Raw genomic sequence first — 25,564 nt, forward strand, 5'->3', positions numbered from 1 at the left:
GTCCTCTCCGAGAGCGACGTTGTTGCACTAGTCAGGCGGAGCGGTCGTGGCCGTCACTGTTCCTAACTCTGGATTATAGATGATGCTGACGACATCGACTGTCAGTCCTCGAGCTAGTGTATCTGGATCATATCGCACTGCCGGAACTAATACTACGAATCTGGGGTCGCCATTTTCAAATCGGTAGACCTGCCCCTCGATCCTTGACTCAGAAAGCCAGATGTCAGTCCAGCCTTCGCCTGTATCGAGAGAAATAACAGAGCATTTATCTGAATATTCGCCATCGAAGTAGGATATCCCAATATGCATCGATCCGCCGACAGGTTCATAGGCTGTGGTGAGCTTGAATAGATCGATAGTTTCGCGCCATCTTGAAGTGAGGTCCGTATTATCTTCGTATCTTTCACGTGTCAGTGTGAGAATGTTTGAAGTCCGGGGGGAAGCGATGTCGCTCGGATCAAATCTAGGTGCGCAGCTGTCTACGCTGACGCCTTCTGCAAGAGCTGAAGCTGCCGGAACAAGAATAGCAAATGCAATAATTCCAGTTGATAGTGTCTTGATTTTCTTCATTCCAAAGCCTCTGATGAAGTGCAAATTTAGATCTAGGCAGCGCCTATCTTTTTGAGACTTGCTCAAGTAAGCGTAGTCCACGGTAGCGTCGAATAGCTGAAAGCCGACGCTTGCCAACATTATCGTAGAGACATTTTTGCGATTTGGCAAAAACTTGATATGTCCCATTCAACTTGTTGGCGAAATATTAATGGGCGAGCAATAGTGCCGCCCATTATTTAGTTATTTCAGTTGTTTAGTTCAGCGCAGCATCCGTGATCACAGACGTCCACGCCCCCTCGGGTGCCGCAGAAATCACCGGATCCGACCCGCCGGCCAGAAGCGTATCCACCGTGCGCTGGTAGTCGGCCTCGTCCAGGGCGCCGTTCGAGCCTGCCGTCAGTTTGGCGATCTCGCCCATCATGCGGACCTGGTGGGCCTCGGTCTGGGCACCGGTCTCGTCGTTGTCGAGCACGATTTCGGCGGCCTCGCCCGGGTTCTCCTCGGCGTATTTCCAGCCCTTCATGGAGGCGCGGACGAATTTGACCATCTTCTCCTTGAAGGCCTCGTCCTCCAGGTTCTCCTCCAGCACGTAGATGCCGTCTTCGAGGGTGGCGACGCCCATGTCCTCGTATTTGAAGGTCACGAGTTCATCCTCGGAGACGCCCGCGTCCAGCACCTGACCGTATTCGTTGTAGGTCATCGTCGAGATGCAGTCGGCCTGGCGTTGCAGCAGGGGATCGACGTTGAAGCCCTGTTTGAGGACCGTGACGCCATCGTCGCCGCCGTCCGTGGAGATGCCTTCCTGCGACATCCACGACAGGAAGGGATATTCGTTGCCGAAGAACCAGACGCCGATGGTCTTGCCCTTGAAGTCCTGCGGGCCGGTGATGCCGGTGTCCTTCCAGCAGGTCAGCATCAGGCCGGAGGTCTTGAAGGGCTGGGCGATGTTGACGACCGGCAGACCCTTTTCGCGGGCGCTGAGGGCCGAGGGCATCCAGTTGAGCATGGCATCGGCACCGCCGCCGGCCAGCACCTGCGGGGGCGCGATGTCGGGGCCGCCGGGCAGGATGGTGACGTCGATGCCCTCTTCCTCGTAGAAGCCCTTGTCGAGGGCCACGTAGTAGCCCGCGAATTGCGCCTGGGTGACCCACTGCAGCTGCAGCGTCACGGAATTGGCGTGGCCGTCGGCCATGGCACCGCCGGTCATGGCAAGGGCCAGCGCCGCGGAAGTGATCAGGGTTTTCATGTCGTCTCTCCTGTTGGGGGCGGAGGGTCCGCCCATTTGGTTGGCGCGCGTGTTCATCCGCGCGCTCTCTGGGAAGGATGCCAGAAGGTCAGCCGTTTTTCCAAGGCCGCGATGGCCCCGTAGGACAGGCTGCCCGCGATGGCCGCCACAACGATGGAGGCCCAGACCATCGGCAAGTTCAAGCGCCCCACTTCGGTGGAGATGCGAAACCCCATGCCCAGAGTCGGGCTGCCGAAGAATTCCGCGACGATGGCCCCGATGAGGGCAAGCGTCGTGGCGATCTTCAGTCCGTTGAAGATGAAGGGCAGGGCGGCTTGCAGCTTGAGGTAGCGCAATTCCTGCCCGGCGCTGGCCCCGTAGGTGCGCATCAGGTCGCGCTGCATGGTGCTGGTGTCGGCCAGTCCCGCAACGGTGTTCACCAGCACCGGGAAGAACACCATGACGACGACGACCGCGGCCTTGGATTCCCAGCCAAAGCCGAACCACATGACCAGGATCGGCGCGGTGCCGACGATGGGCAGGGCCGCGACGAAGTTGCCCACGGGCAGCAGGCCCCGGCGCAGAAAGTCGGAGCGGGCGACCAACAGGCCGGTCGCGATGCCCGCGCCCGCACCGATGAGCCATCCGCTGAGCGCGCCCTTCAGGACGGTCTGCACGAAATCCGCCCAGAGGGTCGGCAGGTTGGCCGCGATGGCGGTCGCGATCTGGCTGGGGGCGGGCAGAATCACGGTGGGCACAGCGAACAGGCGAACCGTCAGTTCCCACAGGATCAAAAGGGTTAGGCCGAACAGGATCGGGGCCGCCCAACCGCCCGCCGCGCTGCGCGCCACGCGAACGTTCAACGCCCAAAGCGCGGCCCAGGTGCCGAGGATCACAATCAGGTTCATCGCGCCAGCCCCATGCGTTTCAATGTCACCCGTTCCAGCACCGCGATGATCGCGACCAGGCCCGCCGCCACGATGGCCGCACCAAACAGCGCGGACCAGATCTGCACGGTCTGGCCATAATAGCTGCCTGCCAGCAGCCGCGCGCCCAGGCCGCGCACGGCCCCGGTCGGCAGCTCGCCGATGATGGCCCCGACGACGGCGGCGGCGACGGCGATCTTGAGCGAGGCAAAGAGATAGGGCAGCGACGAGGGCAGGCGCAGGCTGATCAGGGTGCGCAGGGGCGACGCGTTCCAGGTACGCATCAGGTCCAGGTCGGCGGGCGAGGGCGCGCGCAGACCCTTTACCATGCCGACAGTGACCGGGAAAAAGCTGAGGTAGGCAGAAATGATCGCCTTGGGGATCATTCCCTGCACCCCCACGGAGTTCAGGACCACGATGATCATCGGCGCGATGGCCAGAATCGGGATCGTCTGCGAGGCGATGGCCCAGGGCATGACGCTGAGGTCCATGACCCGGCTGTAGACGATGCCCACAGCCAGCAGAATTCCCGCCAGCGACCCGATGGCAAAGCCCAACAGCGTTGGTCCCAGTGTGATGCCCGCGTGGAACACGAGGCTGCGCTTGGAGGTGATCTTTTTGCCGACGGTGGTGTCCCAGAGCTCGGCCAGGATCTGATGGGGGGCGGGCAGGCGGGGGCGGTCCTGCACAAAGGCCCCGGACAGGGCGGGGCCGGGGTTCGCCAGCGCAATGGTGACGCCCGAAAGGTCGCGGCGTTCGGCGGCGGTGGGCGGGTCGATGACGGCACCGGCGCGCTCTGCCTCCAGCACGGATTGTTGGGCGTTCATCGGAATACAGGCGACATACCACAGCAGCAGCAGCGCGGCGACGACGGTCAGGATCGGCACGAGGCTGTGGGCCAGACCGCGCCAGGCGCGGGCGACCGTGCCGGAACGTCCCGTTGCGGCACCGGGGGCAGAGAGGGGGGCGTCGGTCATGCGCACATCCGGTCGTTGGTGTAGGAAGGCTGGCTGGATGCGAGGACTTGCAGATCCGTGGCGAGAGGCGGCGGCGCGCCAAGGTCACCCTGCGCCTGCGGCGTCGCGGGCCCGATGGGGCGCATTCGATGGATTGCACCGGTCGCAGCGGGCGCGGGTCTGTCGCCACCCCGGGCGGCACAGGACCGTGCGTCGAGGACAGCGGCCCGCGATGCGGAGGGGCGCGCGGTCTGAATCCCAGCCCTTGTCATGCGTGCCACTCCATCCGGAGTTCGGGGACGCCGTCGGCGCCAGCCAGATCGCGTGCCGTCACGACAAAACCTTCGCGGGTGTAGAACCGGTGCGCCGCCTCATTTGGCATATGGCTGTTGAGCGACAGAAAGCTGCGTCCCTGTTTCGCGCGGTCGATCAACGCCTTGCCGATGCCCCGTCCCGGTGTGCCGACATAAAGCCCCCGGATATGGTCGCTGTCGGCGTCCAGAGAGAGATAGCCCAGCGGGGCGTCGTTCTGTGCCACGTAGGCTTCGCGTTGGGGGAAGGCGTCGCGCATCATCTGCGTCAGCGCGGCCTCGCTGGGGCCTTCGGGCATCCAGCCGGAGACATCGAGCCAATGCCGCACGATGCGGGCACAGGCCGGGGCGTCGCCGGCGGTTGCGCGGCGGATCTTCATGAGGTGCCCCAACGTTTCCAGATCCGCCAAAGGGCCGATCCGATCACAAAGAGCGCGACAGCATCCAGAAAGGGTTTGGCCGGGATGTCGGCAAAGGCCTCGGCAAAGAGAAACCAGAGCGCCACGAGGATCGAGACGATATCGGCGAGGGATTTGCCCAGCGTTTCCATCACGCGGCCCAGGCCAGGTGGACGTCCGGCAGGCGTTCTTCGTTGTCGGCCTCTGTGCGCGCGACCTCGCGCACGCCATTGGCGGCGCAGAAGCGGCGCGCCCCGTCATTTGCCTGAAACGTCCAGAGTGACAGGCTGTTCCGTCCCGTCTTGGCCTGGTCCAGCAGGGCGCGTTCCCGTCCGAGGCCACGCGCCCGCGGGGCGAGACAGAGCGCGGTGACCATGCCGCCGTCCTGGGCCGCCAGAAAGCCGTCGACCGGTGCGTCGGTCACCCAGACGGTTTGGCGGGGCAGGACCCGTTCGGCGGAGTGGTGGCGTACATCCGCGTGGCTGTGGACGCGCGTCATCCCGTCGGTCGCGTCGACCCAGTCGTTCAGGATCCCGGCGCAGGCGGCGGCATCGGCGGGGGGTGCGGGTCGGATCATGCAGCCTCCATCCCTTCGCGCAGGCCTTCGCGGACGCGGTGGGCGATGGCCAGGAATTCAGGCGTGTCGCGGATGTCGAGCGGGCGGTCGCGGGGCAGAGGGCTGTCGATGACGTCGGTGATCCGCCCCGGTCGGGGGGACATGACGACGATCTTGGTGGACAGATAGACCGCCTCGGGGATGGAATGGGTGACGAAAAGGGTCGTCTTGTTGGTGCGTTTCCACAGCGCGAGCAGTTCTTCGTTCAACCGATCGCGGACGATTTCATCCAGCGCGCCGAAGGGTTCGTCCATGAGCAGGATCGGCGCGTCGAAGGCGAGCGCGCGCGCGATGGAGGCGCGTTGCTGCATGCCGCCGGACAGCTGCCAGGGGTATTTGTTGGCGAACTGGCCCAGTTCGACCAGGTCGAGAACATCGCGCATCCGCTGATCCCGATCCGCGCGGGAATAGCCCATGATTTCCAGCGGCAAGGTCACGTTCTTGCCGATGGTGCGCCAGGGGTAGAGGCCGGCGGCCTGAAAGACGTAGCCATAGGCGCGGGCGCGGCGGGCCTCGTCCGGGGTCATGCCGTTGACCTGCAGGGTGCCGCCGGTGGGGGTCTCAAGGGCCGCGACGCAGCGCAGGAAGGTGGTCTTGCCGCAGCCGGAGGGGCCGATGAAGGAGACGAATTCGCCTTCGTTGATGTCGAGCGAGACGTCCTTGAGGGCGTGGACGGGGCCGTCGCCGGTCTGGAAGGTGAGGTCTAGGGATTGGGCGGAGATTGTGGTCATTTCAATGCGCCAGTACTCGCATCAGGCCATCCCATTCACTTGGTATGGGCGCTCGCTCGCGAGGATCGGTCAGGCCAAGTTCCCTCAGGTGATAATCGTTCTTAGCAAAGTTGCATGGCGCACAAGTGATCACGACATTTTCCATCGAACTGTCGCCACCGTGCTTAAACGGAATGACATGATCGAATTGAAGCCACAGGCACTGAAAAGCAGCATGCTGCTCCGCATTCTTCGAGCCCCACCGCAAAGCGTTAGGATACTCCAAGTGCACACTCTTTCTCACTTCCATCGGAATCACTGGTACACCACAGAAACGGCAGCGATAGCCGTCACGGGCAATCAATAATCGCTTGGTTGCAGCTCCTGGCATGCGCTCCTTCGCTTTCGGCAGGCTTTCCGGCAAGGACTCTACATGCCGCCGACGCAGATAGTGGACTTGATCGGGATAGTTTTTTGCCGAGCCCCACATCGTCTCGACATAGTCCCGAATCTCGGGAGTATCGGCATCGGCGATGAGGGTCGCTGCCTCCGATCTGCTCCCAGAGACATGGGCATCGGCAGCCTTGTCCAATAGGTCTACAGCGCGCCAAACATGGCTTGTCGGCACCCTCAGACAGTCTCGCGGCTCCCAGTAGGTCGGGTCTTCGGTATTCATCACACCCCCGCCGGAATGTTCAGCGGGTTGCGCTCGATCTTGCGCGGCGTGTTCAGCGCCTTCCATTTCGACAGGGCCTTGGCGGCGCTTGCGTTCGGCGGGCGGCGGATGAACTTGCCGCGACCCGGCTGCGGTTGGGAGTTCTGGCCGTGGGCCCAGACCACGTCGCCACGCGACAGGGTGTAGCGGGGGGCGGCTTTCAGCTCCATGCCTTCGAAGACGTTGTAGTCGATGATCGACTTTTGCGCCGCGACCGAAACCGTGCGGTGAATGGACGGGTCCCAGACCACCAGATCGGCGTGGCCGCCCACGTGGATGCCGCCCTTCATCGGATAGATGTTCAGGATCTTGGCGATGTTGGTCGATGTGGTGGCGACGAATTCCTCGGGTGTCAGGCGACCCGTCTCGACGCCCTGGGTCCAGAGCATCGCCATGCGTTCCTCTAGGCCCCCGGTGCCGTTGGGGATCAGGGTGAAATTTTCCAGCCCCATGCGCTTTTGCTCGTCAGAGAAGGCGGCGTGGTCGGTGGCCACGACCTGCAAGGACCCCGACGCCAGACCGGCCCAGAGGCTGTCCTGGTGCATCTTGTTGCGGAAGGGCGGGGACATGACGCGGCGGGCGGCATATTGCCAGTCCTTGTTGAAATACTCGGACTCGTCCAGCGTCAGGTGCTGGATCAGCGGCTCACCGTAGACGCGCATCCCCTTTTGGCGGGCGCGGCGGATGGCTTCGTGCGCCTGCTCGCAGGAGACGTGCACGATATAAAGCGGGCATCCGGCGGCATCGGCGATCATGATGGCGCGGTTTGCGGCCTCGCCCTCGACCTCGGGGGGGCGGGAATAGGCGTGGCCCTCGGGGCCGGTGATGCCCTCGGCCAGAAGCTGTTCCTGCTTGGCGGCCACGATGTCACCGTTCTCGGCGTGGACCAGCGGCAGGGCACCCAGTTCGGCGCAACGCCGGAAGGACGCGAACATCTCGTCGTCCTCGACCATCAGGGCGCCCTTGTAGGCCATGAAGTGCTTGAAGGTATTGATGCCGCGCTCGCGGACGACGGTCTCCATCTCGTTGAAGATGCCCTCGTTCCAGCCGGTGATCGCCATGTGGTAGGAAATGTCGGTGCAGATCTGGTCCTTCGACTTGCGGTCCCAGTCATCGATCGCGTTCAGAAGGCTGCCGTCTTCGCCCGGCAGGCAGAAATCGACCAGCATCGTGGTGCCACCGGCGGCGGCGGCGAAGGTGCCGGATTCAAAGGTCTCGGCGGCGGTTGTGCCCATGAAGGGCATTTCCAGATGGGTGTGCGGGTCGATGCCGCCGGGGATGACGTAAGCGTCGGTCGCGTCGATGACCTCGTCGCCGGTCAGGTTCTCGCCGATCTGGGCGATGTGTTCGCCCTCGATCAGGACGTCTGCTTTCCACTGAAGGTCGGCGGTGACGATTGTGCCGTTCTTGATGACCTTGGACATGGGTTCCTCCGGGGGGATTACAGGCAGATCGGATTGCCGGTTTCGTCGAAGACGCCGATTTCGGTGTCGTTCAGCGTGTAGCGATAGCAGCCATCCACGACGCGCACCGCGCCGGGGGTCAGGTCCAGCGGGACCCGTGCGGCCACGGCGGGCGGCAGTTGCGTGGCCGGGGCCGGTGGGGACGGCGGGGCCGTCACGCAAGCCGCAAGCAGCAGCAGGGGGAGCAGGCGGATCATGGCATCCTCACAGGCAATACTGCGACCCGCGCGGGGTCAGAACGGGATAGGTTTGGCCCTGGTAGACGTAGCCATAGCAGTTCTGCCAAAGCCGCACGTCCGCATCGAAGACCCCGCGTGGCAGCAGTTGGCGCACGGCGAAGGGCACCGGCGCGTCCGACGCCACATAGCGGTCCGGGTTGGTGACCGGGGCGCTGATCGACGGGGCGCAGGCGGCCAGCGTCAGCAGGGCGAGGGTCAGGCTAATCCGCATAATCGGGGTCCTCTCTGTCGAGGATGCGCTTCATCTCCTCGAAGTGGGTCAGGCGTTCTGTGTGGTCGTTGTCCCAGCCCTGGGCGGTTTCCTCGGCCAGGGGGTCGGGCATGATGGCCAGCGGCTGTCCGGTGGAATAGGCCAGCACCATCGTCCGGGCGGCGCGTTCCAGGTGATACATCGCGTCGAAGGCCATCGCGGGCGAGGCGCCCAGCGTGGTGACCCCGTGGTTGCCCATCATCACGGCGGAATGGTTGCCGATGGTGCGGGAAATCCGCTCTCCTTCTTCGGCGTGCAGGGCCACGCCGCCGAAGGCCAGGTCATAGGCCAGACGGTTGTGGAACCGCGCGGTGACCTGGTCGATGGGCTTGATCGTCGGATCCTTCAGCCCCGCCAGCGCGGTGGCGTAGGCGGGATGCAGGTGCAGGGCGACGCGCGCCTGCGGCAGGTTGCGGTGCAACGCAGAGTGGATCATCCAGGCCGAGGGGTCCGGCGCATCGGGGCGGTCCATCGTGGTCGGATCGTCGGCATCCACCAGGAGCAGGTCCGACGCCTTGATCCGGGAGAAATGCCGCCAGCGCGGGTTCACGAGGAATCTTTTGCCGTCTTCGGACACCGCCGCCGAAAAATGGTTGGCCACCGCCTCGTGCCAGCCCGCACGCGCCGCCAGTCGAAAACAGGCGGCCAGGTCGATGCGCAACTGCGTCTCGTCCAGGTCGGGGGTGCCGTCGGCCATGGTCAATCCTCCTTGGGCGCGGTGAAGCGCAGGAAGGCGTAGTAGGCGGCCGTGGCCAGCACCGTGACCAACACGGCAGAGGCGATGGCCCCCAAGGTGATGCCCCCCGCCCGGTAGACATCAAAGACCAGGTTGATGACCAGAAAGATGCCAGCGAAATTCGCGGTCTTCTTGTTGATGGACGGCGGCGCGCTCACTCCACCACACCCGCAGTTTCGACGACGGCATGCAACAGGACATCGGCACCCGCGCGGGCCCAGTCCTTGGTGATTTCTTCGGCCTCGTTGTGGGACAAGCCGTCGACGCAGGGGCACATGATCATCGCCGTGGGCGCGACCTTGTTGATCCAGCAGGCGTCGTGGCCCGCGCCCGAGATGATGTCCATGTGGCTGTAGCCCAGCCGTTCGGCTGCCGCGCGCACGGCCGAGACGCAATCCGCGTCGAAGGTGACTGGGTCAAAGCCGCCGACTTTCTCCAGCTCGACCGCCATTCCCATATCGTCTGCGATCCGTTTGGCGGCGGCGTCGAAGCGGGCCTCCATATCCTCGATCACGGACAGGTCGGGGGACCGGAAATCGACGGTAAAGACGACCTTTCCGGGGATCACGTTGCGGGAATTGGGGTAGACGTCGATATGGCCCGCCGCGCCGACCGCGTGGGGGGCATGGGACAGGGCGATGGCCTCTACCTGTTCCAGCATCCGCGCCATGGCGAGGCCCGCGTTCTTGCGCATGGGCATGGGGGTCGATCCGGTGTGCGCATCCTTGCCGGTGACGGTCACCTGGGTCCAGGACAGGCCCTGGCCGTGGGTGACGACGCCGATATCGCGGCCCTCGGCCTCCAGGATGGGGCCCTGTTCGATGTGCAGCTCGAACATCGCGTGCATCTTGCGGGCCCCGACCTCTTCGTCGCCGCGCCAGCCGATGCGGTCCAGCTCATCGCCGAAACGCTTGCCCTCGGCGTCCACCTTGTTTTCGGCCCAATCCTGCGTGTGGACGCCCGCAAAGACGCCAGAGGCCAGCATGGCGGGCGCAAAGCGGGTGCCTTCCTCGTTGGTCCAGTTGGTGACCACGATGGGATGCCGGGTGCGGATGTTCAGATCGTTGAGCGTGCGGATCATCTCCAGCCCGCCCAGGACGCCCAGCACGCCGTCGTATTTGCCACCGGTGGGTTGGGTGTCCAGGTGGCTGCCGACATAGACCGGCAGGGCGTCGGGGTCTTCGCCCGCGCGGGTCGCGAACATGTTGCCGATGCGATCGACGCCCATCGTCATGCCCGCCGCCTCGCACCAGGTCTGAAACAGGGCGCGGCCTTCGCCATCGGCGTCGGTCAGGGTCTGGCGATTGTTGCCGCCCGCGACGCCGGGGCCGATCGTGGCCATTTCCATCAGGCTGTCCCACAGCCGATCGGGATCGACGCGCATGTTCTGTCCGGCGCTGGCTGCCATTTCATCCCCCGAAGATTTGACCGTCTGGTAAAACCGACGCTATCACGGGGGCAGAAGCAGTCAACAGGGCAGCGGGTGCGATACACCTCTGACCGCATCTGCACGGAATTCCGGCAGCCGGAGCGTTTTGCGCCCAAGGAGTATGCATGGCGAACGACGAAAGCCCAACGCGCATTCAGCTCAAGAACAGGGCGTTGATCCTGGAGGCGGGCCTCGACGCGTTTTCGACAGAGGGTCTGCGCGGGGCCACCCTGGACGCAATCGCGCGGGCGGCGGGTCTGTCGAAGCCGAATGTCTTGTATTATTTCGGCTCGAAGGAGGCGATCTATCGCGCGCTTCTGGACCGGATCCTCGACACCTGGCTTGACCCTTTGCGCGCCATGGACCCCGAGGGCGAGCCTGTGGAGGAGATGCTGGGCTACGTGCGCCGCAAGCTGGCGCTGGCGCGGGGTTTTCCACGCGAAAGCAGGCTGTTTGCCGGGGAGATATTACGGGGCGCGCCGCTCATGGGCGATGCGCTGTCGGGGGATTTGCGCGATCTGGTGGACGATTATGCTCGGGTCATTTCGGCCTGGATGGAGGCCGGTCGGCTGGCCCGGTCCGACCCGCACCACCTGATCTTCTCGATCTGGGCGCTATCCCAGCACTACGCCGATTTCGAGGTGCAAGTGCAGGCGGTTCTGGGCGACGGGCGCGATCCCTGGGCTGAGGCGGAGCGGGAGGTGGTGCAACATTTCACGCGGGTGCTGGCGGTGGTGTGACGGTCCGATGTTCGGACGAAGCACTCTTTCTCTGCGGTTGCACCAATTTCTGTATACGATTTCTTTAGGGTGGCGGTCCTAGACCAGCCAAGTGATCGACAGCCTTCCAATCGCGTAAAAATTTACCGGTAGTCTCGCCTAACGACTGATAATGAGCGAAAATGGCATCTAGTTCTTGATGCTGGTTCCCCCAGCGGACAAAATGCTCCCAAATTCCAGAGATATGACCCAGCAAATCGCTAGTCAGCAATTGGATGACCAAAGGATCATTTTGAAGCAACGTCATCGCACTTGGTGTTGGATGCCCGCCCATTTCACAATGATATCCGTAGTCTTTGGCTCGAAATTTTCCATCGGCAGCCTCTCGTAGTTTTGCAGGTCTGAAGAGCTTCCAACGGTCGTTTTTGTCCGACCTTACCCACTTTTCCGCGTCACAATCGCGTTGATCAAAAGCCCAGGCTAAGTACTCAATCTCAACGATTTGGCGGAGCAGTGCGGCTGCGGCGTAAGTCTGCTTCGCTTCGAAAAGTCTGATAGTGTTTTCGCTCAATTCAGCTGCGACCCTCAACAATAGTGAGACACCGTACACTTCATCGGATCCGAACTGGAAAGGGGAGCGTCCTTCTCTTCTATCTGTGCCCATAATTTGGCCAGAGGATCGCAGGATTTCTCCAAATTGTCGGAAACTGTTCGCTACAAATATAGTTGTCTCGATACGCATGGTCGCGAGTTCCGGCTTCGACTGTTCTTTTGTGGTCAGTTGTTTAGCGAACTCTGATTTTTCCATGTTGACAAAGTAAATTTCCTTTGAAGCTGGAGGTAGCGAAGAAGAACATTATTCCAAGAAACACAAAGCAACCAGTCGTATTGATTGCAGCCATTCGAACTTGGCGCAGCATCGCACAGAATTGGCTCGAAGCGGCCATCGACCGGCCGCTCCGAGAGGGCAGGCCCTACTCCGCTGCGACCTTGACCGACGGGTTGTTCGGATGCGTCGTCCAGTCGGCGTGCTCTGCCTCGACGACCTTGCCGGTGCGGGGGTCGACGGTTCCGGGGGTGAGGCGTTCCATGGTGATGCAATCCTCGACCGGGCAGACGTCCACGCAGAGGTTGCAGGCCACGCATTCGGCGTCGATCACCTCGAAGGTGCGGTCGGGGCCGATGGCGATGGCCTGGTGGGATGTATCCTCGCAGGCGGCGTAGCAGCGCCCGCACTTGATGCAATCGTCCTGCGAGATCCGCGCCTTGGTGACGTAGTTCAGGTTCAGGTGCTTCCAGTCGGTGACATTGGGCACGGCGCGCCCGATCAGGTCTTCGACCGTCATGTCCTTTTCGTCCAGATAGCGGGACAGGCCGGCCTTCAGCTCTTTGACGATGCCAAAGCCGTAGGTCATGGCCGCGGTGCAGACCTGCACGTTACCCGCGCCCAGCGTCATGAATTCCGCCGCGTCGCGCCAGGTGGTGACGCCACCGATGCCACTGATCGGCAGGCCGTGGGTTTCCGGGTCGCGGGCGATTTCCGACACCATCGACAGGGCGATGGGCTTGACCGCCGGGCCGCAATAACCGCCGTGGCTTCCCTTGCCGTCGATCGTCGGCTCGGGCGCGAAGAGGTCCAGATCGACGTTGGTGATCGAATTGATCGTGTTGATCAGCGACACCGCGTCCGCCCCCCCGCGCTTGGCGGCGGCGGCGGGTTTGCGCACGTCGGTGATGTTCGGCGTCAGTTTCACGATGACCGGCATGCGGGTGTATTGCTTGCACCAGCGGGTCACCATCTCGATGTATTCCGGCACCTGGCCGACGGCCGATCCCATGCCGCGCTCGCTCATGCCGTGGGGACAGCCGAAGTTCAGTTCAATGCCGTCGGCCCCCGTTTCCTCCACCCGGGGCAGGATGGCGCGCCAGGCCTCCTCCTCGCAGGGGACCATGATGGACGCGATCAGGGCGCGGTCAGGATAGTCGCGCTTGACCGATTTCATCTCGTCCAGGTTCACCTGCAACGGGCGGTCGGTGATCAGTTCGATGTTGTTGAGGCCCAGCAGGCGGCGGTCGGCCCCGTAGATCGCGCCGTAGCGCGGGCCGTTGACGTTGACCACGGGCGGGCCTTCGGCGCCCAGCGTTTTCCAGACAACCCCGCCCCAGCCTGCCTCGAAGGCGCGGCGGACGTTGTATTCCTTGTCCGTGGGCGGGGCCGAGGCCAGCCAGAAGGGGTTCGGGCTCTTGATGCCGACGAAGGTGGTGGTCAGGTCTGCCATGTCTCTACTCCCTGAGGGCCGTCAGCCCGGTCTGAATGTCATTGCGATGGGTTCGATGTCGCCTGCGTTCACCGCGCGCGCCATGTTCGCCGCTTTCTCCGCTGCCGTCGGACCCATCAGCATCGGCAGACCCAGCGGGCGCGGCCCATGGTCGGCCAGTTGCGCCTGCATCCGCGCGAAAAAGGCGCGGGCCACCTCGCCCCGGTCGGCGCGCGCGGTCAGGGTCAGGACGGCGGCCTGGGCGGCGTCCAGATAAGTTTGCGGCGTATCGAGGAAGGAGTGATCCGGCGTCTCGGCCCAGGGCAGCGGAAAGTCGGGGTGGGCCCCGTGGCGCATCACGTCATAGACGGCCAGCCTCCCGCCGGGGGCCAGCACACGCGCCGCTTCGCGAAAGAAACGCGGTTTGTCGGGCAGGTTCATGCCCACGTGCAGCAAGGTCACCAGGTCGAAACTGTCATCGGCGAACGGCATGTCCAGCGCGCTGCCCTCGACAAAGGTCACCTGCTGTCCGGTCAGTGCGGTCAGGCTGCGGGCGGTGGCCACGAAATCGGGTGTCAGGTCCAGGCCGGTGACCTGGGCCCCATAGCGTCCGGCGATGAACCGTGCCGCACCGCCAATGCCGCAACCTGCGTCCAGGACCCGTGTGGCGGGCCCGATGAAGAGATCGGCAAGCAGGGCCTCGGTCGCCTCCAGCCCGCCGATGTGAAACTCGTCGATGGGCTTCAGGTGCCCGGAGGTAATCTGGTCCCGTGTCACGCCGTCCTTGGCCAGCGCATCCAGAATTCGCCCGTAAAGATCACCGCCGCCGTAGTGCGCGGCGATCCTGTGTTCGGTGTCGGCCATGGTTGCATCCCCCTGTGTCCATCGGGGCAGCATAGCAGAAACCCGGCGTCGGGTCGCCGGGCGGCGGGGGGGCGGCGCGGCCGTTCGGGGCGGCGCAGGGGCCACCCAAGCGGAGGAATGCGCCAGCCCCATCCGCGCCTCAGGCCGTGGCGGCCGCGGCGGTCGCCGCTTCGGAGGCTGCGAGACGCGCGGTCGCGGCATCACGGATGGCCAGATCGAACGCATCGGGGTGACGCAGGATCACGGCCTCGCCGGTCATGTCGTCCAGGCCCCGCGCCATCAGCGTGTCGAAGGCGGTATAGTCCTCGGTCGCCTTGGCAAAGCCGGACAAGGCCTTGGCGGCCCCCGACTTGGTCATCGCCATGCGGGTCTTGGTCAGGCGCTTGGCCTTGCCCAGCTCTTCTCTGACCAGTTGTTCGTAGGCAAAGATCGTCTGGGTGAAATCATGTTCCAGGCTGCCCGGCTCTCCTTCGGTCTGGATCAGGGCCAGCCTGCGGAACGCCGCGTCGCGAACGGGGGTGACCCCCATCCGATCGGCGTTGGCCATCAGATTGCGCAGCTTTTCGGGTTCATCCATCGCATCGACGCGAGCGAGGGCTGCGGCGTTGCGCGCGGCCAGCTCCTTTTCGGTCAGGGCTGCGGGCTTGGGGGCGGGGGTGTTTTTGGATTTGCTCATGGGCGACCTTCGGTCAGGGCGGCATGGATGTCCATGGCGGCATCACGGCCTTCCGCGACGGCGGTCACGGTCAGATCCTCGCCCCCCAAGGCACAGTCGCCCCCGGCCCAGACCCCATCGACCGAGGTGCGGCCCGCGCCGGTCACGGTCAGCTTGCCACCGGACAGGGCCAGACCCTCGACCGTCTCCAGCTTTTGGCCGATGGCCCGGAACAGCTGATCGGCGCGCAGGGTCAGCGTCTCTCCGGAGGGTTTCATGTCGGCATCGACGTAGGCCAGTTCCACCTCACGCAGTTGGCTGTCGCCGCGCAGCGCGACAGGCTGGACATGGGACAGGATGCGCACGCCGTGGGTGGCGGCCAGATCCTGTTCCCAGCGCGAGGCGGGCATCCGGTCCTGGGCACGGCGATAGGCGATTGTGACCGTCTCGGCCCCCAGCAACCTGGATTGCACGGCGGCATCCACCGCCGTCATGCCGCCGCCGATCACCACCACGTGCCGCCCGACGGGCAGGGCCGTCAGGTCATCGGTCTGGCGCAGGGCGGCGATGAAATCGACGGCGTTTTCGGTGCCGGACAGGTCCTCGCCCTCCAGCCCCAGCGCGCCGACACCGGCCAGGCCGATGCCCAGGAAAACGGCGTCGAAGTCGCGGCGCAGCCCCTGCAACGTCAGCCCATCGCCCAGTGCACGGCCCGTCTCGACGGTGATGCCGCCGATCTTCAGCAGCCAGTCGACCTCTGCCTGAGCGAAGTCGTGGGGCGTCTTGTAGGCGGCGATGCCGTATTCGTTCAGGCCGCCGGGTTTGGTCCGGGCGTCGAACATCGTGACGTCGTGCCCCAGCATCGCAAGACGGTGCGCGCAGGACAGACCGGCGGGGCCGGCCCCGACGACGGCGACTGTCTTTCCGGTCGCGTCGGCGCGGGTATAGGGGTGCGTGTCCTCGGCCATCAGGCTGTCGGTGGCATAGCGTTGCAGGCGGCCGATCTCGACCGGCTTGCCCTCGGCCACTTCGCGCACGCAGACCTGTTCGCACAGCGTTTCGGTCGGGCAGACCCGGGCGCACATCCCGCCCAGGATGTTCTGGTCAAAGATCGTCTTGGCCGAAGCCTCGGGCATGCCGGTGGCGATCTGACGAATGAAAAGCGGGATGTCGATGTCCGTGGGGCAGGCGGTGACGCAGGGCGCGTCGTGGCAGAAATAGCACCGGTCGGCGGCCACGGTCGCCTCGTGCCGGTCCAGCGCCGGGTGCAGGTCATCGAAGTTGCGCGCGATGTCCTCGGCCCCAAGCCGCCCCGCCCGTATCCCGTCCAGCCGCATCGCATCGGTCATGGTGATCTCCGTCCATCTGTTCGGGCTCAGCTTGCCACGATCCAAAATTTTATCAACTGGTAAAATTTCGGCAGTTTGTGAACGACCCCTTCGGACCGTCAGAGGGTCATGCGGAAAAATTGCAGATGCGGGATCAGCTCTGGCAAAATCCGGGCGACCGCGCTGCCGTAGGCGGGGGCGTCTTCGACTCCCACCGCGCGATACAGGCGGATCATCGGCGCGTTGCCCCGGAAGGTGTCGGCCACCAGATTGCGCAACCCGAGGTCGCGCGCCACGGCGATGCGCGCTTCGATCAGGGCGCGCGCCAGGCCGGTGCCCCGTGCCTTTGGGCGCACGAACAGGTGCTTCGTCTCGGCGGTGTCATCTGAGGCGCGGCGGTGCCCAAAACCTCTGCGTTCGGGCCGTGCGCCAGGACAAAGGCCCCGCGCGGCGCCAACCTGTCGCGCAGATGGGCGAAGACGGCGTCGATATGAATGGCCGGGTCGAAGTCTGGCGTGCCAGGATCCACGACCCTGTCCCGACCCCATTTGACATGCGCTGTCAGCAGCGCCCGTGCCGCAGCGGTTTGATACAGGGCCAGCCGCAGGTCCACGGCAGCGGTGGTGCGATGCCCAGGCTTGTGTCCGCTGGGGGGCGTTTCAGGTGACAGCTCCTCACCCTCCGGTGTTCTGAGGATTTGCCGCGTATTGTGAGCGCATCCGGGCGGCCCGGCCTGATCAGGGATTTAAGCCATCCTGAAAGCCGGGCTGTCATGCCTTTCGACTGGAACCACGGGCGTTTGACGCGACCGCGCGCAGTGGCGTTTCTGCCAACGCCGCCCGGTCCCGGATCGTCACCCACGCCGCCGTGGCGCAACAGGTGGGCACTCTGGCGGGCGGGTTCGAGATGATCGCCGGGGGGGCTGGACGCCCTGCGCGCGCGAGGTGCGGCGCGGCATCCGTGTCCCGACCACGGCCATCGCGGCCCCCAAACTGCCGGGGGTCACGACCGATCCACAACGACTGCCGTGGTTGGAACACGAGGGCATGGCCAGCAAGCTGACGATGATGCGCGATTGTGGACTGAACGTAGACAGCCTGACCTATGTCCTGATCGGCAGTCCGACCCTGTCGTTGCAAGCCGTGCGCAACGGTCTGGACGTGACGATTTTCAGCGCGGAGTTCATCAGCGACGACCTGGCCACGGGACGCCAGGTGCAGGTGCCGCTGCCCAAGACGCTGCATGCGCGCTATCTTGCCGTTACGCCGCGCGGGCCAAGGCACCGGCTGGTCGGGCCCTTCGTGGCCTGGGTCCGGTCCCTGTTCGAGGGGCGGGTGCCTAGCGCAGATGATCCATGACCAGAACGCGCGTCGTCTGGGGCAGGGTTTCGCGCGTGATCTCTGCCCTGGGGCCAAAGGCGAAATCGACGTCGGCGGCGTTCCAATGGCTCAGGAAGGCACCGATCCACTGCATCCCGGTGATCCGGCAATCCAGCGTGCGGAAGTGCATCGGGATGACCAATCGGGGCCGGACCCGGTGGATCATGTGCATCAGGTCGGGCAGCGCGATGGTCGGCGCATCGCCCGCCAGCGCCAGCAGGATGTCCGTGTCCTCGAAAAAGGCGATCTGGTCTTCGTCCAGCGCGTTGCCCACGTCACCCATGTGGGCGATGCGCAGGCCGTCCAACTCGAACCGGTACATGGCGTTCTGATTGGCCACGCCGCGGGGATGATGTTCCCATTCCTCGGCGGCGATGGCATCGACATGCAGGCCCGCCACATCGCCGCTGCCGCGGCCCTCGCCGGCGAAGTCCATGACGTTTGCAATGGCCGGTGTGCCAGGGATCAGGTCGCTGCGGCAATGGCCGTCGTCGTCGTCCGACGAGGTCAGGACGATATCTGCCGTTTCGCGAAAGGGGGCAAAGCCCAGCAAGTCAGGCGTATAGGGGTCGGTGATGACCGACCGCGCAGTCCCTTCCAGCCGGAATGCGGCCTGTCCGTACCAGGTGATTTGCATGGGCGTCCCTCCTGCGGGGCAGGGAACGCCAGTCGGGCGGCGCTGTCCAGCGGGATTGACGGCGTCGGGGTGGCCCGCCAGTCTGATCCGCCAAGGAGGACGCCATGCCCAAAGCTTACTGGATCGCCCACGCCACGGTCACCGACCCGGACCCCTATGCCATCTACGCCAAGGGCGCGACCGAGGTGTTCGCGCAATACGGCGGAACTGTCCTGGCGCGCGGGGGCCGTGTCGAAGGATTGGAAGGTATCGCCCGCGCCCGCAATGTCGTCGTGGAATTCGAGAGCATGGAGGCGGCGTTGGCGGCGTATAATTCGCCCGAATATCAGGCTGCGCGGCAACACCGCCTGGACGCGGGCGAGTTGGAAATCATCCTGCTGGAAGGCGTCTGACGCCTACCGCGCCAGCGTGGCCCGCGCCCGGATCATGTCGGCTTGGGTCGTGATCTTGTAATTCTCTTCGCTGCCCTGAACGAAGCGCACCTCCAACCCCGCTTCGCGTGCGACGGCCACGTCGTCGGCCCCGCTGCCGTCGTGTGTCGCATGGGCGGCGCGGATCGCGTCAAAGCGGAAGCCTTGCGGTGTTTGCGCACGCCACAGGCCGTCGCGCGGCACGCTGTCGCGGGCGATGTCGCCGTTGCTGGACCACAGGGCGTCGATGACGGGTAGGGCGGCGCAGGCACCGGGCACCCGGTCCAGCATGGCGATCACCCCGGCGATGACAGACAGCGGCACGAAGGGGCGGGCCGCATCGTGGATCAGAACGCGGTCGGGGGCCTGCGCGGCCAGCGCGTCCAACCCTGCGGCGACGGATGCGGCGCGGGTGTCACCGCCCGCGACCGGCGGGCCGACGCGCGGGTCGCGCAGGCCGTCCATTGCCCCGGCGTACAAGTCGCCGTCGTCAGGATGGATCACAACCCGCAGGGCCGTGACCCCCGGCTGCGTCAGAAATACCTCGCAGGACCGACGCAACGCGCAGGCCCCCGACAGAGGCAGGTATTGCTTGGGCACCGTACCCCCCATGCGCCGCCCGCGTCCGGCTGCGACGATCAGGGCGGCGACGGTCGGGGTGGCGGCGGACATGGCGGATCTCCGGGTCGGGGGGGCGTCCCCCTCCCTGCGACAGCGGACGCGCGCCGTCCAGCCACCTTGATCGGTCCGGCTCTGCCGCGTAGACGACGGTGCATGTCCAATCCCACCGAACCCGCCATTCTCCGACTGGCCCGCGAAACCGGCGACAGCATTCAGGCAGAGCCTCTGGATCTGGGCCCCCGCGTGCGCGATCTGCGCAAGGCGCGCGGCTGGACGCTGGAACAGGCGGCACAACAGGCGGGGCTCGCCCGGTCCACCCTGTCGAAAATCGAGAACGGGCAGATGTCGCCAACCTTCGAGGCGTTGAAGAAGCTGGCAGTCGGTCTGGAAATCAGCGTGCCACAGCTGTTCACCCCGCCCAAGCGCGACCAGATCATGGGCCGTCGCGCCATCACCCGGCGCGGCGAAGGTCAGTCGCAGATGACGACCACCTATGAGCATGAGCTGCTGGCAGGCGACATGACGAGCAAGCGGATGCTGCCGTACCGCGCCCGCGTCCATGCCCGGTCCTTCGACGAATTCGACGGATGGGTCCGCCACGACGGAGAAGAGTTCCTGCTGGTCCTGACCGGCACGATCCGCCTGTTCACCGAATTTTACGAGCCGATCGACATGGCCCGAGGCGACAGCGCCTATTACGACGCCGCCATGGGCCACAACGTCGTCAGCACCTCGTCAGAGGATGCGACGATCCTTTGGGTCACCAGCCTGCCCTAATACGTTAGCCCGGGCTTACCCTCCCGGCAGCAGCCGCGCGCCCCGCAGCGGGACAAGATCCAGCGATTGGACCTGCACGGCAGGATAGGCCGCCTGCACGGCGTGGAACGCATGATGGCGGGCGCGTGCCTCGGCGCGGTGGACCGGCATTGTCATGGCCAGTTGCGTCAGGCAGCGTTTGTATTCTGCCTGATACAGATAGAACTGGTTCGGGGTCAGCGCGGCGGCGCGATCCTGTCCGTGAAACACCAACCTGATGCGGTCCTGCCCGCCGCGGAGCGTGTCGGGACCATCCATCCAGACACGGGCCGGGGCATAGCCGTCCTGCGGATCGTGGGCCTGTGCGGCCAGGGGCAGGGCCAAAGCGGCCAGCAGGACCAGCCCGCGCATCATCCGGTCCGCCCCATCGGCCGGTCGGCCAGATCATCATCGCCAAACCGGCTGTCATCGGCCAGCGCGTCTTCGCCTTCGGGGATATAGGCGTCAGATCCGCTGATCGCGGCGTCGTCGTGCTGAGGCGCGGCAAAGGCATCGGCCGGCATCGGGCCGGACAGGAAACGGTCCAGGGTCTGGCGGGCATCCGGCAGGGTCTGGCCCCCGCGCTCGGCGATGCGCCGCGCCAGGGCATCGAACTGCCCGTCGGCGTCAGACAGATCCCCTTCGGTCAGCCCGTCAAAGCGGGTCAGCAGGGCGTCGCGGAATGGGGTCCAGTCGGTTTCGAAATCGGCGCGGCTCATGGCGGTCTCCTCAGTGCGGTTGCCGACCTTACGCACGAGGGGCGGGCAGGGTTCCGCCCCGCCTCAGGCGAACATCTCTGCCAGATCCACAGTCGAGCGGTCGCCGATGGCCTCAAAGTCCCGATCCAGAAAGGCCCCGGCGGCCCGGGATCCGGCCTCGAACAGCTGATGCATCACGGCGGCGTTCGGCACTGTCTTGGTCGCCACGGACAGTTGCCGCATCAGGGCATCGTCGGCAATCATATGGACCAACACATCCTTCATCGCGCCTTTCGGAATGGTGCCGGACCGGACCAGCCGCTGCACGAATTCGATGGCGCGCATTTCCCGCAACAAGGAGGTGTTGAAGCTGATCTCATTGATCCGGTTCTGAATATCTCGCGCCGTCACCGGCAACTCGCCCCGTTCCAGCGGGTTGATGTTCACGATCAGAATGTCGCGCGGCAACGACCGGTCGAACAGCGGGAACAGCGCCGGATTCCCGGTGTAGCCGCCGTCCCAGTAATGCTCTCCGTCGATTTCCACGGCCGGAAAGACGGTGGGCAGGCAAGCCGAGGCCAGGATTGCGTCGGGCGTGATGGCGTCGCGGGTGAACAGCTTGATCTTGCCGGTGCGCACATTCGTCGCGCCGACGTGGAACTGTGGGCCCAGGTCGGAACAGACGTTCTCGAACGACAGGCCCGCCACGATCCGGCGTAGGGCGTCGCCGCTAAGATCCGGCTTGGCATAGGGAGAGATCGCCCGGCTCAGCGTGTCCATCATCTGATAGCCCGGCGACATCTCGATGGCGTGGCTGACGGCCAGGGGGGACAGCGCCGCGAACCAGGGCGTCAGACGGTCATCGGTGATGGCGCCGACCTGGGTCCAGACCTGCTCCAGGGTTTCGCGCGCCAGGCTGCGGGACCCGCGCGCCAGCCCGCATTTCACCGCCGCGCCATTCAGCGCACCCGCCGATGTGCCGCTGATACCCGCGATTTCCAGCCGTTCGTCGGCCAGGATCCGGTCCAGAACGCCCCAGGTAAACGCCCCGTGCGCGCCGCCGCCCTGCAGGGCCAGGTTGATGCGCTTGGGCTCAGCCATTGTGCCACTTCTCCAACAGGTCGGTGACCGCGATGCCGTCGATGGTCATCCCTTCCATCGATCCGTCGGCGATGGCGAGCCCGGTCAGATTGACGTGGTCGATCGTGGCCCCCGCCAGGTTGACGTTGTGAAACCGCGCGCCCGACAGGTTCACGTTCTCGAATGTCATGCCTTCAGCGTTCACATCGTCCAACGCGGCCCCCATCAGGTGGCTGTCGGAAATGCGCGCATCCTTCAGGCTGACGCGAGTAAAGGTGGCGCCGATCAGAAACCGGTCTTCGATGGCCAGGGGGGTATCGCTCACAACGCGGTCCAGCCGCCATCGACGCTGATTGTCGTGCCGGTGATCTGAGCCGCGTGGTCGGAACACAGGAACAGCGCCGTGCCGCCCAACTGATCGGTGGTGGCGAATTCCTTCGACGGCTGACGCGTCAGCAGGACCTCGCGGATCGCGGTTTCCCGGTCCATGCCGTATTTCTTCATGGTGTCGGGGATTTGCGCCTCGACCAGCGGGGTCATCACGTATCCGGGGCAGATGGCGTTGGCGGTGATCGGCTCTTCTGCGGTTTCCAGCGCGACCACCTTTGTCATGCCGACCACGCCGTGTTTGGCGGCGACATAGGCGGACTTGTAGGGGCTGGCCGTCAGCCCGTGCGCAGAGGCGATGTTGATGACCCGACCCCAGCCCGCCTTGCGCATCATCGGCAGGGCGACAGCCGTGGTGTGAAAGGCCGACGACATGTTGATTGCAATGATCGCATCCCACTTGGCGGCCGGGAATTCATCGATGGCCGCGACATGCTGAATGCCCGCGTTGTTCACCAGGATGTCGCAGACCCCGGCCTTTTCGACCAGCATCCGCGCCTGGTCCCCATCGCTCAGGTCGGCCTGGATATAGCGCACGTCGGTGCCGTATTCGCGGGCCATGTCGGCGGCCAGCGCATGGTCGTCGTCGTTGTCGGTGTAGGAGTTCAGCACGACGTTCAGCCCGGCGGCGGCAAAGCTGTGCGCCACCCCCAGCCCGATGCCGGAGTTGGAGCCGGTGATGATCGCGGTCTTGCCGGAAAGGGACATTGGGCAGGCCTCCTGAGAGTGGGACGGGGGATCGGTTTTCGGCGATGAACATAGATGCTGCGGGTGCGAAGGAAAGCGCGTTTCCGGTCGCTCCGTCTTCGTGCACCGCGTGCGAAAGCGGCAATCCGCCAAAAAAAACGCCCGCACAAGGCGGGCGCTAAGTCATTGAGGCAGGTTTCATACAGGCAAGAAACCTATCGAGCAGTGACCCTTTTATAGACGTTTACGTCACGGCTGCAAAGCAATTTCTTTGCGATTGGACTCTCTCGCCCATACAGTTCTCCCAAATCTTACAGGCTTTTGAGGGATTGTCTCACACATGACACTGAATCGTTTCGCCGCGCCGGCGCTCTCCGCCCTGCTTCGCCGGACGGCGCTTGCGCTGGTTGTGATCACAGCGCCGGTCGCGGCGGCGGCTGATGGCCATGGTATCGCGCTCTATGGCGATCCGGCCTTGCCCGCCGATTACCAGCATCTGTCACAGGTCAATCCGGACGCGCCAAAGGGCGGCATCTTTTCCGACGGTCAGGTCGGCAGCTTCGATAGCTTGAATCCTCATATTTTACAGGGACGTACGCCTTGGCAGCTGCGGTTCATCGCCTACGAATCCCTGCTCGGGCGGGCCTATGACGAACCCTTCACGCTCTATGGTCTGCTCGCCGATTCGGTGACGACCAACGACGCTCAGACCGAGGTGACCTTTACCGTGCACCCGGACGCCAGGTTTTCTGACGGGACGCCGGTCACCGCCGAGGACGTGATCTGGTCGTTCAACATCCTGGGGCAGGAGGGGGCGCACGGTCGTTATCGCACCGCGTTTTCCAAGGTCACCTCGCTGGAACAGGTGGGTGAGCGGGGCGTGCGCTTTACCATCGACGCGCCGGATCGCGAATTGTTGATGATTCTCGGCCTGCGTCCGGTGATGAAAAAGGCGCAGTGGGCCGAAGACGAATCGGCCTTCTTCCGGTCGGGCCTGGAAACGATTCCCGTCACCTCTGCGCCCTATGTGATCACAGACGTTGATGCGGGCCGCTACGTAGAGCTGTCGCGCGACGCAGACTACTGGGGGGCCGACATCCCGTTCCGCGTGGGTACGAACAACGTCGACGTGATCCGCATGGAATTCTTCGGCGACGCCACCGCCCATTTCGAGGCCTTCAAGGCAGGCGAATTGTCCACCATGCGCGAGACGAACGCCGCGCGTTGGGCGCGGGACTACGATTTTCCGGCGGCGCAATCCGGCGAGGTCGTCCTGTCGGAGATCCCCCATCAGCGCCCCACCGGCATGACCGGCCTGGTGATGAACACCCGCCGCGCGCCTTTTGATGACTGGCGCGTGCGCGAGGCGCTGATTCAGGCATTCAACTTCGAATACCTCAACGGCATCATCAACGGCGGTGCGCAGCCGCGCATCACCTCCTACTTCGCGAATTCGCCCCTGGGGATGCAACCTGGTGCCGCCGACGGTCGGGTGGCCGAACTGCTGGCCCCCTTCGCTGACGATCTGCTGCCCGGCGCGGTCGAGGGCTACGCCTTTCCCGAAACCGATGGCAGCGCGCGCAACCGCGCGGGCATCCGCGCCGCCACGGATCTGCTGGCCGAGGCCGGCTATACCGTCGACGACGGCGTCCTGACCGGTCCCGACGGGCCGATGCAGATCGACTTCCTGTTGGAGCAGGGCTCCTCCGAGGTGCAAAGCATCGTCGACGTCTACGTCGAGGCGCTCAAGCGGCTGGGGATCGAGGCCAGCGTGTCGGTCGTCGATGACGCCCAGCACAAGGAACGGGTGAACAGCTACGATTTCGATATGGTTTACTACCGCTGGGGCCTGTCGCTCAGCCCCGGCAACGAACAGCTGGCCTATTGGGGGCCGGACGGGGTCGAAACGCCGGGCAGCCGCAACCTGATGGGGGCCGACAACCCGGCTATCCCGGCGATGATCGACGCCATGCTGAACGCGGAAAGCCAGGGCGACTACGTTGCCGCCATCCGCGCCCTGGACCGGGTGCTGACCTCGGGCCGCTACGTGGTTCCGGTCTGGCACAACCCGATCAGCTGGATCGCCCATGACGCCCGGCTGACCTTTGCCGCCGACCGCCTGCCGATCTACGGCGACTGGATCGGGTTCCAGCCCGATGTCTGGTGGTTCACCGAGTAATCGTCCCGGACCTGCCTCACGTCCAGTGCGGCAGGTCCCCGCCCGGCAGCGCGGCGCGCGCGGCCAGGAACGTGTCGTGGCGCAGGTCCTGCGCCTCGCAGACGCCCTGGACCCAATCGTCCTGCATCATCACGAAATCCAGCACCGCCGCCAGGAAGGCCGGATCCCCCGCCGCCGCGCGGATCTGGTCGCGGTCCGCGCCCGTGGCGGACTGAAACGTGTCCAGCAACTCGTTTGACGCGATCCAGCCCAATGCGCCCAGCGCAATGACCTCTGCATTTTCGACTTTCATATGGTATACACCCCTGCGGCCCCTCGTCGGAGAAACCTTTTGTTAACCT

General features: G+C 64.7%; 34 protein-coding genes. 5 read left to right on the forward strand and 29 right to left on the reverse strand.

Features of this window, described 5'->3' with window-relative positions; genetic code table 11:
* Window positions 1-27 precede the first annotated feature (27 nt).
* The 15 genes from K3551_RS08140 to K3551_RS08210 all read right to left on the reverse strand — a co-directional run bounded on the left by K3551_RS08140 (window position 28) and on the right by K3551_RS08210 (window position 10,505).
* Window positions 28-570, reverse strand: coding sequence for a hypothetical protein (locus tag K3551_RS08140; RefSeq protein WP_259919074.1), 543 nt, complete (start codon window positions 568-570; stop codon window positions 28-30).
* Between the two features lie 235 nt (window positions 571-805).
* Window positions 806-1,798, reverse strand: coding sequence for an ABC transporter substrate-binding protein (locus tag K3551_RS08145; RefSeq protein ID WP_259919075.1), 993 nt, complete (start codon window positions 1,796-1,798; stop codon window positions 806-808).
* Window positions 1,799-1,851: 53 nt separating this feature from the next.
* A complete protein-coding gene (locus K3551_RS08150; protein WP_259919077.1) occupies window positions 1,852-2,685 on the reverse strand; it encodes an ABC transporter permease in 834 nt (277 codons plus the stop codon).
* Window positions 2,682-3,680, reverse strand: coding sequence for an ABC transporter permease (locus K3551_RS08155; protein WP_259919078.1), 999 nt, complete (start codon window positions 3,678-3,680; stop codon window positions 2,682-2,684). The genes K3551_RS08150 and K3551_RS08155 overlap by 4 nt, the downstream gene beginning before the upstream one ends.
* 247 nt (window positions 3,681-3,927) lie before the next feature.
* Window positions 3,928-4,350, reverse strand: coding sequence for a GNAT family N-acetyltransferase (locus K3551_RS08160; RefSeq protein ID WP_259919079.1), 423 nt, complete (start codon window positions 4,348-4,350; stop codon window positions 3,928-3,930).
* Window positions 4,347-4,520 (reverse strand): hypothetical protein, encoded by a 174-nt coding sequence (locus K3551_RS08165; RefSeq protein ID WP_259919080.1) that lies wholly within the window; start codon window positions 4,518-4,520, stop codon window positions 4,347-4,349. The genes K3551_RS08160 and K3551_RS08165 overlap by 4 nt, the downstream gene beginning before the upstream one ends.
* On the reverse strand, window positions 4,520-4,945 hold the full coding sequence (locus K3551_RS08170) for a GNAT family N-acetyltransferase (RefSeq protein ID WP_259919081.1): 426 nt from the start codon (window positions 4,943-4,945) through the stop codon (window positions 4,520-4,522). The genes K3551_RS08165 and K3551_RS08170 overlap by 1 nt, the downstream gene beginning before the upstream one ends.
* Entirely contained in the window at window positions 4,942-5,715 is a 774-nt protein-coding gene (locus K3551_RS08175; RefSeq protein WP_259919082.1) for an ABC transporter ATP-binding protein, read from the reverse strand. Before K3551_RS08175 ends, K3551_RS08170 begins: the two co-directional genes overlap by 4 nt.
* Before the next feature lies 1 nt (window position 5,716).
* Window positions 5,717-6,370, reverse strand: coding sequence for an HNH endonuclease (locus K3551_RS08180; RefSeq protein ID WP_259919083.1), 654 nt, complete (start codon window positions 6,368-6,370; stop codon window positions 5,717-5,719).
* Window positions 6,370-7,833: a dihydropyrimidinase gene (gene hydA / locus K3551_RS08185; protein ID WP_259919084.1), complete on the reverse strand. Its 1,464-nt coding sequence runs from the start codon at window positions 7,831-7,833 to the stop codon at window positions 6,370-6,372. The genes K3551_RS08180 and hydA overlap by 1 nt, the downstream gene beginning before the upstream one ends.
* A gap of 17 nt (window positions 7,834-7,850) precedes the next feature.
* A complete protein-coding gene (locus tag K3551_RS08190) occupies window positions 7,851-8,069 on the reverse strand; it encodes a hypothetical protein (RefSeq protein WP_259919086.1) in 219 nt (72 codons plus the stop codon).
* A 7-nt stretch (window positions 8,070-8,076) separates the two neighbouring features.
* Window positions 8,077-8,322 carry a hypothetical protein gene (locus K3551_RS08195; RefSeq protein ID WP_259919088.1) on the reverse strand — a complete coding sequence of 82 codons (246 nt, stop codon included), beginning with the start codon at window positions 8,320-8,322 and terminating at the stop codon, window positions 8,077-8,079.
* Complete coding sequence (locus K3551_RS08200) at window positions 8,312-9,058, reverse strand: class II aldolase/adducin family protein (protein ID WP_259919090.1); 747 nt, start codon at window positions 9,056-9,058, stop codon at window positions 8,312-8,314. The genes K3551_RS08195 and K3551_RS08200 overlap by 11 nt, the downstream gene beginning before the upstream one ends.
* Before the next feature lie 2 nt (window positions 9,059-9,060).
* Window positions 9,061-9,255 carry a hypothetical protein gene (locus K3551_RS08205; RefSeq protein ID WP_259919092.1) on the reverse strand — a complete coding sequence of 65 codons (195 nt, stop codon included), beginning with the start codon at window positions 9,253-9,255 and terminating at the stop codon, window positions 9,061-9,063.
* Entirely contained in the window at window positions 9,252-10,505 is a 1,254-nt protein-coding gene (locus K3551_RS08210) for a Zn-dependent hydrolase (protein WP_259919093.1), read from the reverse strand. The genes K3551_RS08205 and K3551_RS08210 overlap by 4 nt, the downstream gene beginning before the upstream one ends.
* A gap of 146 nt (window positions 10,506-10,651) precedes the next feature.
* Here K3551_RS08210 and K3551_RS08215 point away from each other — a divergent pair, with 146 nt between their 5' ends.
* Window positions 10,652-11,266: a TetR family transcriptional regulator C-terminal domain-containing protein gene (locus K3551_RS08215; RefSeq protein ID WP_259919094.1), complete on the forward strand. Its 615-nt coding sequence runs from the start codon at window positions 10,652-10,654 to the stop codon at window positions 11,264-11,266.
* A gap of 64 nt (window positions 11,267-11,330) precedes the next feature.
* Here K3551_RS08215 and K3551_RS08220 read toward each other — a convergent pair whose 3' ends face one another.
* From K3551_RS08220 to K3551_RS08245, 6 genes are all read right to left on the reverse strand, one after another.
* Entirely contained in the window at window positions 11,331-12,053 is a 723-nt protein-coding gene (locus K3551_RS08220; protein ID WP_259919095.1) for a hypothetical protein, read from the reverse strand.
* Window positions 12,054-12,219: 166 nt separating this feature from the next.
* Window positions 12,220-13,524 carry an NAD-dependent dihydropyrimidine dehydrogenase subunit PreA gene (preA, locus tag K3551_RS08225; RefSeq protein ID WP_259919097.1) on the reverse strand — a complete coding sequence of 435 codons (1,305 nt, stop codon included), beginning with the start codon at window positions 13,522-13,524 and terminating at the stop codon, window positions 12,220-12,222.
* 21 nt (window positions 13,525-13,545) lie between these two features.
* Window positions 13,546-14,367: a class I SAM-dependent methyltransferase gene (locus tag K3551_RS08230; RefSeq protein WP_259919098.1), complete on the reverse strand. Its 822-nt coding sequence runs from the start codon at window positions 14,365-14,367 to the stop codon at window positions 13,546-13,548.
* A 139-nt stretch (window positions 14,368-14,506) separates the two neighbouring features.
* Entirely contained in the window at window positions 14,507-15,043 is a 537-nt protein-coding gene (locus K3551_RS08235; RefSeq protein WP_259919100.1) for a hypothetical protein, read from the reverse strand.
* Window positions 15,040-16,371, reverse strand: coding sequence for an NAD(P)-dependent oxidoreductase (locus K3551_RS08240; protein ID WP_259919102.1), 1,332 nt, complete (start codon window positions 16,369-16,371; stop codon window positions 15,040-15,042). The genes K3551_RS08235 and K3551_RS08240 overlap by 4 nt, the downstream gene beginning before the upstream one ends.
* A gap of 98 nt (window positions 16,372-16,469) precedes the next feature.
* Window positions 16,470-16,706: a GNAT family N-acetyltransferase gene (locus K3551_RS08245; RefSeq protein WP_259919104.1), complete on the reverse strand. Its 237-nt coding sequence runs from the start codon at window positions 16,704-16,706 to the stop codon at window positions 16,470-16,472.
* Window positions 16,707-17,294: 588 nt separating this feature from the next.
* On the opposite strand from K3551_RS08245, the gene K3551_RS08250 reads away from it, so the two are divergent.
* A complete protein-coding gene (locus tag K3551_RS08250) occupies window positions 17,295-17,708 on the forward strand; it encodes a LysR substrate-binding domain-containing protein (RefSeq protein ID WP_259919105.1) in 414 nt (137 codons plus the stop codon).
* Here the strand turns inward: K3551_RS08250 and K3551_RS08255 are convergent.
* Window positions 17,689-18,366 carry an MBL fold metallo-hydrolase gene (locus K3551_RS08255; protein WP_259919106.1) on the reverse strand — a complete coding sequence of 226 codons (678 nt, stop codon included), beginning with the start codon at window positions 18,364-18,366 and terminating at the stop codon, window positions 17,689-17,691. The two genes, K3551_RS08250 and K3551_RS08255, sit on opposite strands and share 20 nt — an antisense overlap.
* Before the next feature lie 104 nt (window positions 18,367-18,470).
* Here K3551_RS08255 and K3551_RS08260 point away from each other — a divergent pair, with 104 nt between their 5' ends.
* A complete protein-coding gene (locus tag K3551_RS08260; RefSeq protein WP_259919107.1) occupies window positions 18,471-18,758 on the forward strand; it encodes a DUF1330 domain-containing protein in 288 nt (95 codons plus the stop codon).
* Between the two features lie 3 nt (window positions 18,759-18,761).
* Here K3551_RS08260 and ispD read toward each other — a convergent pair whose 3' ends face one another.
* Complete coding sequence (gene ispD / locus K3551_RS08265; RefSeq protein WP_259919108.1) at window positions 18,762-19,448, reverse strand: 2-C-methyl-D-erythritol 4-phosphate cytidylyltransferase; 687 nt, start codon at window positions 19,446-19,448, stop codon at window positions 18,762-18,764.
* Window positions 19,449-19,550: 102 nt separating this feature from the next.
* On the opposite strand from ispD, the gene K3551_RS08270 reads away from it, so the two are divergent.
* Complete coding sequence (locus K3551_RS08270) at window positions 19,551-20,174, forward strand: helix-turn-helix domain-containing protein (RefSeq protein WP_259919109.1); 624 nt, start codon at window positions 19,551-19,553, stop codon at window positions 20,172-20,174.
* A 15-nt stretch (window positions 20,175-20,189) separates the two neighbouring features.
* On the opposite strand, the gene K3551_RS08275 is transcribed toward K3551_RS08270, so the two are convergent.
* The 5 genes from K3551_RS08275 to K3551_RS08295 all read right to left on the reverse strand — a co-directional run bounded on the left by K3551_RS08275 (window position 20,190) and on the right by K3551_RS08295 (window position 23,065).
* A complete protein-coding gene (locus K3551_RS08275; RefSeq protein ID WP_259919110.1) occupies window positions 20,190-20,564 on the reverse strand; it encodes a hypothetical protein in 375 nt (124 codons plus the stop codon).
* Window positions 20,564-20,911, reverse strand: coding sequence for a hypothetical protein (locus K3551_RS08280; RefSeq protein WP_259919111.1), 348 nt, complete (start codon window positions 20,909-20,911; stop codon window positions 20,564-20,566). The genes K3551_RS08275 and K3551_RS08280 overlap by 1 nt, the downstream gene beginning before the upstream one ends.
* Window positions 20,912-20,974: 63 nt before the next feature.
* The gene (locus K3551_RS08285) at window positions 20,975-21,991 is read right to left on the reverse strand and encodes a patatin-like phospholipase family protein (RefSeq protein ID WP_259919113.1); all 1,017 of its coding nucleotides are present in this window, start codon (window positions 21,989-21,991) and stop codon (window positions 20,975-20,977) included.
* Window positions 21,984-22,295 (reverse strand): pentapeptide repeat-containing protein, encoded by a 312-nt coding sequence (locus K3551_RS08290; RefSeq protein ID WP_259919114.1) that lies wholly within the window; start codon window positions 22,293-22,295, stop codon window positions 21,984-21,986. Before K3551_RS08290 ends, K3551_RS08285 begins: the two co-directional genes overlap by 8 nt.
* Window positions 22,292-23,065, reverse strand: coding sequence for a 3-hydroxybutyrate dehydrogenase (locus K3551_RS08295; protein ID WP_259919115.1), 774 nt, complete (start codon window positions 23,063-23,065; stop codon window positions 22,292-22,294). Before K3551_RS08295 ends, K3551_RS08290 begins: the two co-directional genes overlap by 4 nt.
* Before the next feature lie 319 nt (window positions 23,066-23,384).
* Between K3551_RS08295 and K3551_RS08300 the strand changes: the two genes are divergently transcribed.
* A complete protein-coding gene (locus K3551_RS08300; RefSeq protein ID WP_259919116.1) occupies window positions 23,385-25,223 on the forward strand; it encodes an extracellular solute-binding protein in 1,839 nt (612 codons plus the stop codon).
* Window positions 25,224-25,239: 16 nt separating this feature from the next.
* Here the strand turns inward: K3551_RS08300 and K3551_RS08305 are convergent, their stop codons facing one another.
* The gene (locus tag K3551_RS08305; protein WP_259919117.1) at window positions 25,240-25,515 is read right to left on the reverse strand and encodes a DUF3572 domain-containing protein; all 276 of its coding nucleotides are present in this window, start codon (window positions 25,513-25,515) and stop codon (window positions 25,240-25,242) included.
* Between the last annotated feature and the right edge of the window lie 49 nt (window positions 25,516-25,564).

The organism is Jannaschia sp. M317 (genome assembly GCF_025141175.1).
GTDB lineage: Bacteria > Pseudomonadota > Alphaproteobacteria > Rhodobacterales > Rhodobacteraceae > Jannaschia.

Excerpts from the sequence above, each read along its gene's own strand:
- K3551_RS08140 (WP_259919074.1), bottom strand. The coding sequence starts at position 570 with ATGAAGAAAATCAAGACACTATCAACTGGAATTATTGCATTTGCTATT.
- K3551_RS08145 (WP_259919075.1), bottom strand. The coding sequence starts at position 1,798 with ATGAAAACCCTGATCACTTCCGCGGCGCTGGCCCTTGCCATGACCGGC.
- K3551_RS08150 (WP_259919077.1), bottom strand. The coding sequence starts at position 2,685 with ATGAACCTGATTGTGATCCTCGGCACCTGGGCCGCGCTTTGGGCGTTG.
- K3551_RS08155 (WP_259919078.1), bottom strand. The coding sequence starts at position 3,680 with ATGACCGACGCCCCCCTCTCTGCCCCCGGTGCCGCAACGGGACGTTCC.
- K3551_RS08160 (WP_259919079.1), bottom strand. The coding sequence starts at position 4,350 with ATGAAGATCCGCCGCGCAACCGCCGGCGACGCCCCGGCCTGTGCCCGC.
- K3551_RS08165 (WP_259919080.1), bottom strand. The coding sequence starts at position 4,520 with ATGGAAACGCTGGGCAAATCCCTCGCCGATATCGTCTCGATCCTCGTG.
- K3551_RS08170 (WP_259919081.1), bottom strand. The coding sequence starts at position 4,945 with ATGATCCGACCCGCACCCCCCGCCGATGCCGCCGCCTGCGCCGGGATC.
- K3551_RS08175 (WP_259919082.1), bottom strand. The coding sequence starts at position 5,715 with ATGACCACAATCTCCGCCCAATCCCTAGACCTCACCTTCCAGACCGGC.
- K3551_RS08180 (WP_259919083.1), bottom strand. The coding sequence starts at position 6,370 with ATGAATACCGAAGACCCGACCTACTGGGAGCCGCGAGACTGTCTGAGG.
- hydA (WP_259919084.1), bottom strand. The coding sequence starts at position 7,833 with ATGTCCAAGGTCATCAAGAACGGCACAATCGTCACCGCCGACCTTCAG.
- K3551_RS08190 (WP_259919086.1), bottom strand. The coding sequence starts at position 8,069 with ATGATCCGCCTGCTCCCCCTGCTGCTGCTTGCGGCTTGCGTGACGGCC.
- K3551_RS08195 (WP_259919088.1), bottom strand. The coding sequence starts at position 8,322 with ATGCGGATTAGCCTGACCCTCGCCCTGCTGACGCTGGCCGCCTGCGCC.
- K3551_RS08200 (WP_259919090.1), bottom strand. The coding sequence starts at position 9,058 with ATGGCCGACGGCACCCCCGACCTGGACGAGACGCAGTTGCGCATCGAC.
- K3551_RS08210 (WP_259919093.1), bottom strand. The coding sequence starts at position 10,505 with ATGGCAGCCAGCGCCGGACAGAACATGCGCGTCGATCCCGATCGGCTG.
- K3551_RS08215 (WP_259919094.1), top strand. The coding sequence starts at position 10,652 with ATGGCGAACGACGAAAGCCCAACGCGCATTCAGCTCAAGAACAGGGCG.
- K3551_RS08220 (WP_259919095.1), bottom strand. The coding sequence starts at position 12,053 with ATGGAAAAATCAGAGTTCGCTAAACAACTGACCACAAAAGAACAGTCG.
- preA (WP_259919097.1), bottom strand. The coding sequence starts at position 13,524 with ATGGCAGACCTGACCACCACCTTCGTCGGCATCAAGAGCCCGAACCCC.
- K3551_RS08230 (WP_259919098.1), bottom strand. The coding sequence starts at position 14,367 with ATGGCCGACACCGAACACAGGATCGCCGCGCACTACGGCGGCGGTGAT.
- K3551_RS08235 (WP_259919100.1), bottom strand. The coding sequence starts at position 15,043 with ATGAGCAAATCCAAAAACACCCCCGCCCCCAAGCCCGCAGCCCTGACC.
- K3551_RS08240 (WP_259919102.1), bottom strand. The coding sequence starts at position 16,371 with ATGACCGATGCGATGCGGCTGGACGGGATACGGGCGGGGCGGCTTGGG.
- K3551_RS08255 (WP_259919106.1), bottom strand. The coding sequence starts at position 18,366 with ATGCAAATCACCTGGTACGGACAGGCCGCATTCCGGCTGGAAGGGACT.
- K3551_RS08260 (WP_259919107.1), top strand. The coding sequence starts at position 18,471 with ATGCCCAAAGCTTACTGGATCGCCCACGCCACGGTCACCGACCCGGAC.
- ispD (WP_259919108.1), bottom strand. The coding sequence starts at position 19,448 with ATGTCCGCCGCCACCCCGACCGTCGCCGCCCTGATCGTCGCAGCCGGA.
- K3551_RS08270 (WP_259919109.1), top strand. The coding sequence starts at position 19,551 with ATGTCCAATCCCACCGAACCCGCCATTCTCCGACTGGCCCGCGAAACC.
- K3551_RS08275 (WP_259919110.1), bottom strand. The coding sequence starts at position 20,564 with ATGCGCGGGCTGGTCCTGCTGGCCGCTTTGGCCCTGCCCCTGGCCGCA.
- K3551_RS08280 (WP_259919111.1), bottom strand. The coding sequence starts at position 20,911 with ATGAGCCGCGCCGATTTCGAAACCGACTGGACCCCATTCCGCGACGCC.
- K3551_RS08285 (WP_259919113.1), bottom strand. The coding sequence starts at position 21,991 with ATGGCTGAGCCCAAGCGCATCAACCTGGCCCTGCAGGGCGGCGGCGCG.
- K3551_RS08295 (WP_259919115.1), bottom strand. The coding sequence starts at position 23,065 with ATGTCCCTTTCCGGCAAGACCGCGATCATCACCGGCTCCAACTCCGGC.
- K3551_RS08300 (WP_259919116.1), top strand. The coding sequence starts at position 23,385 with ATGACACTGAATCGTTTCGCCGCGCCGGCGCTCTCCGCCCTGCTTCGC.
- K3551_RS08305 (WP_259919117.1), bottom strand. The coding sequence starts at position 25,515 with ATGAAAGTCGAAAATGCAGAGGTCATTGCGCTGGGCGCATTGGGCTGG.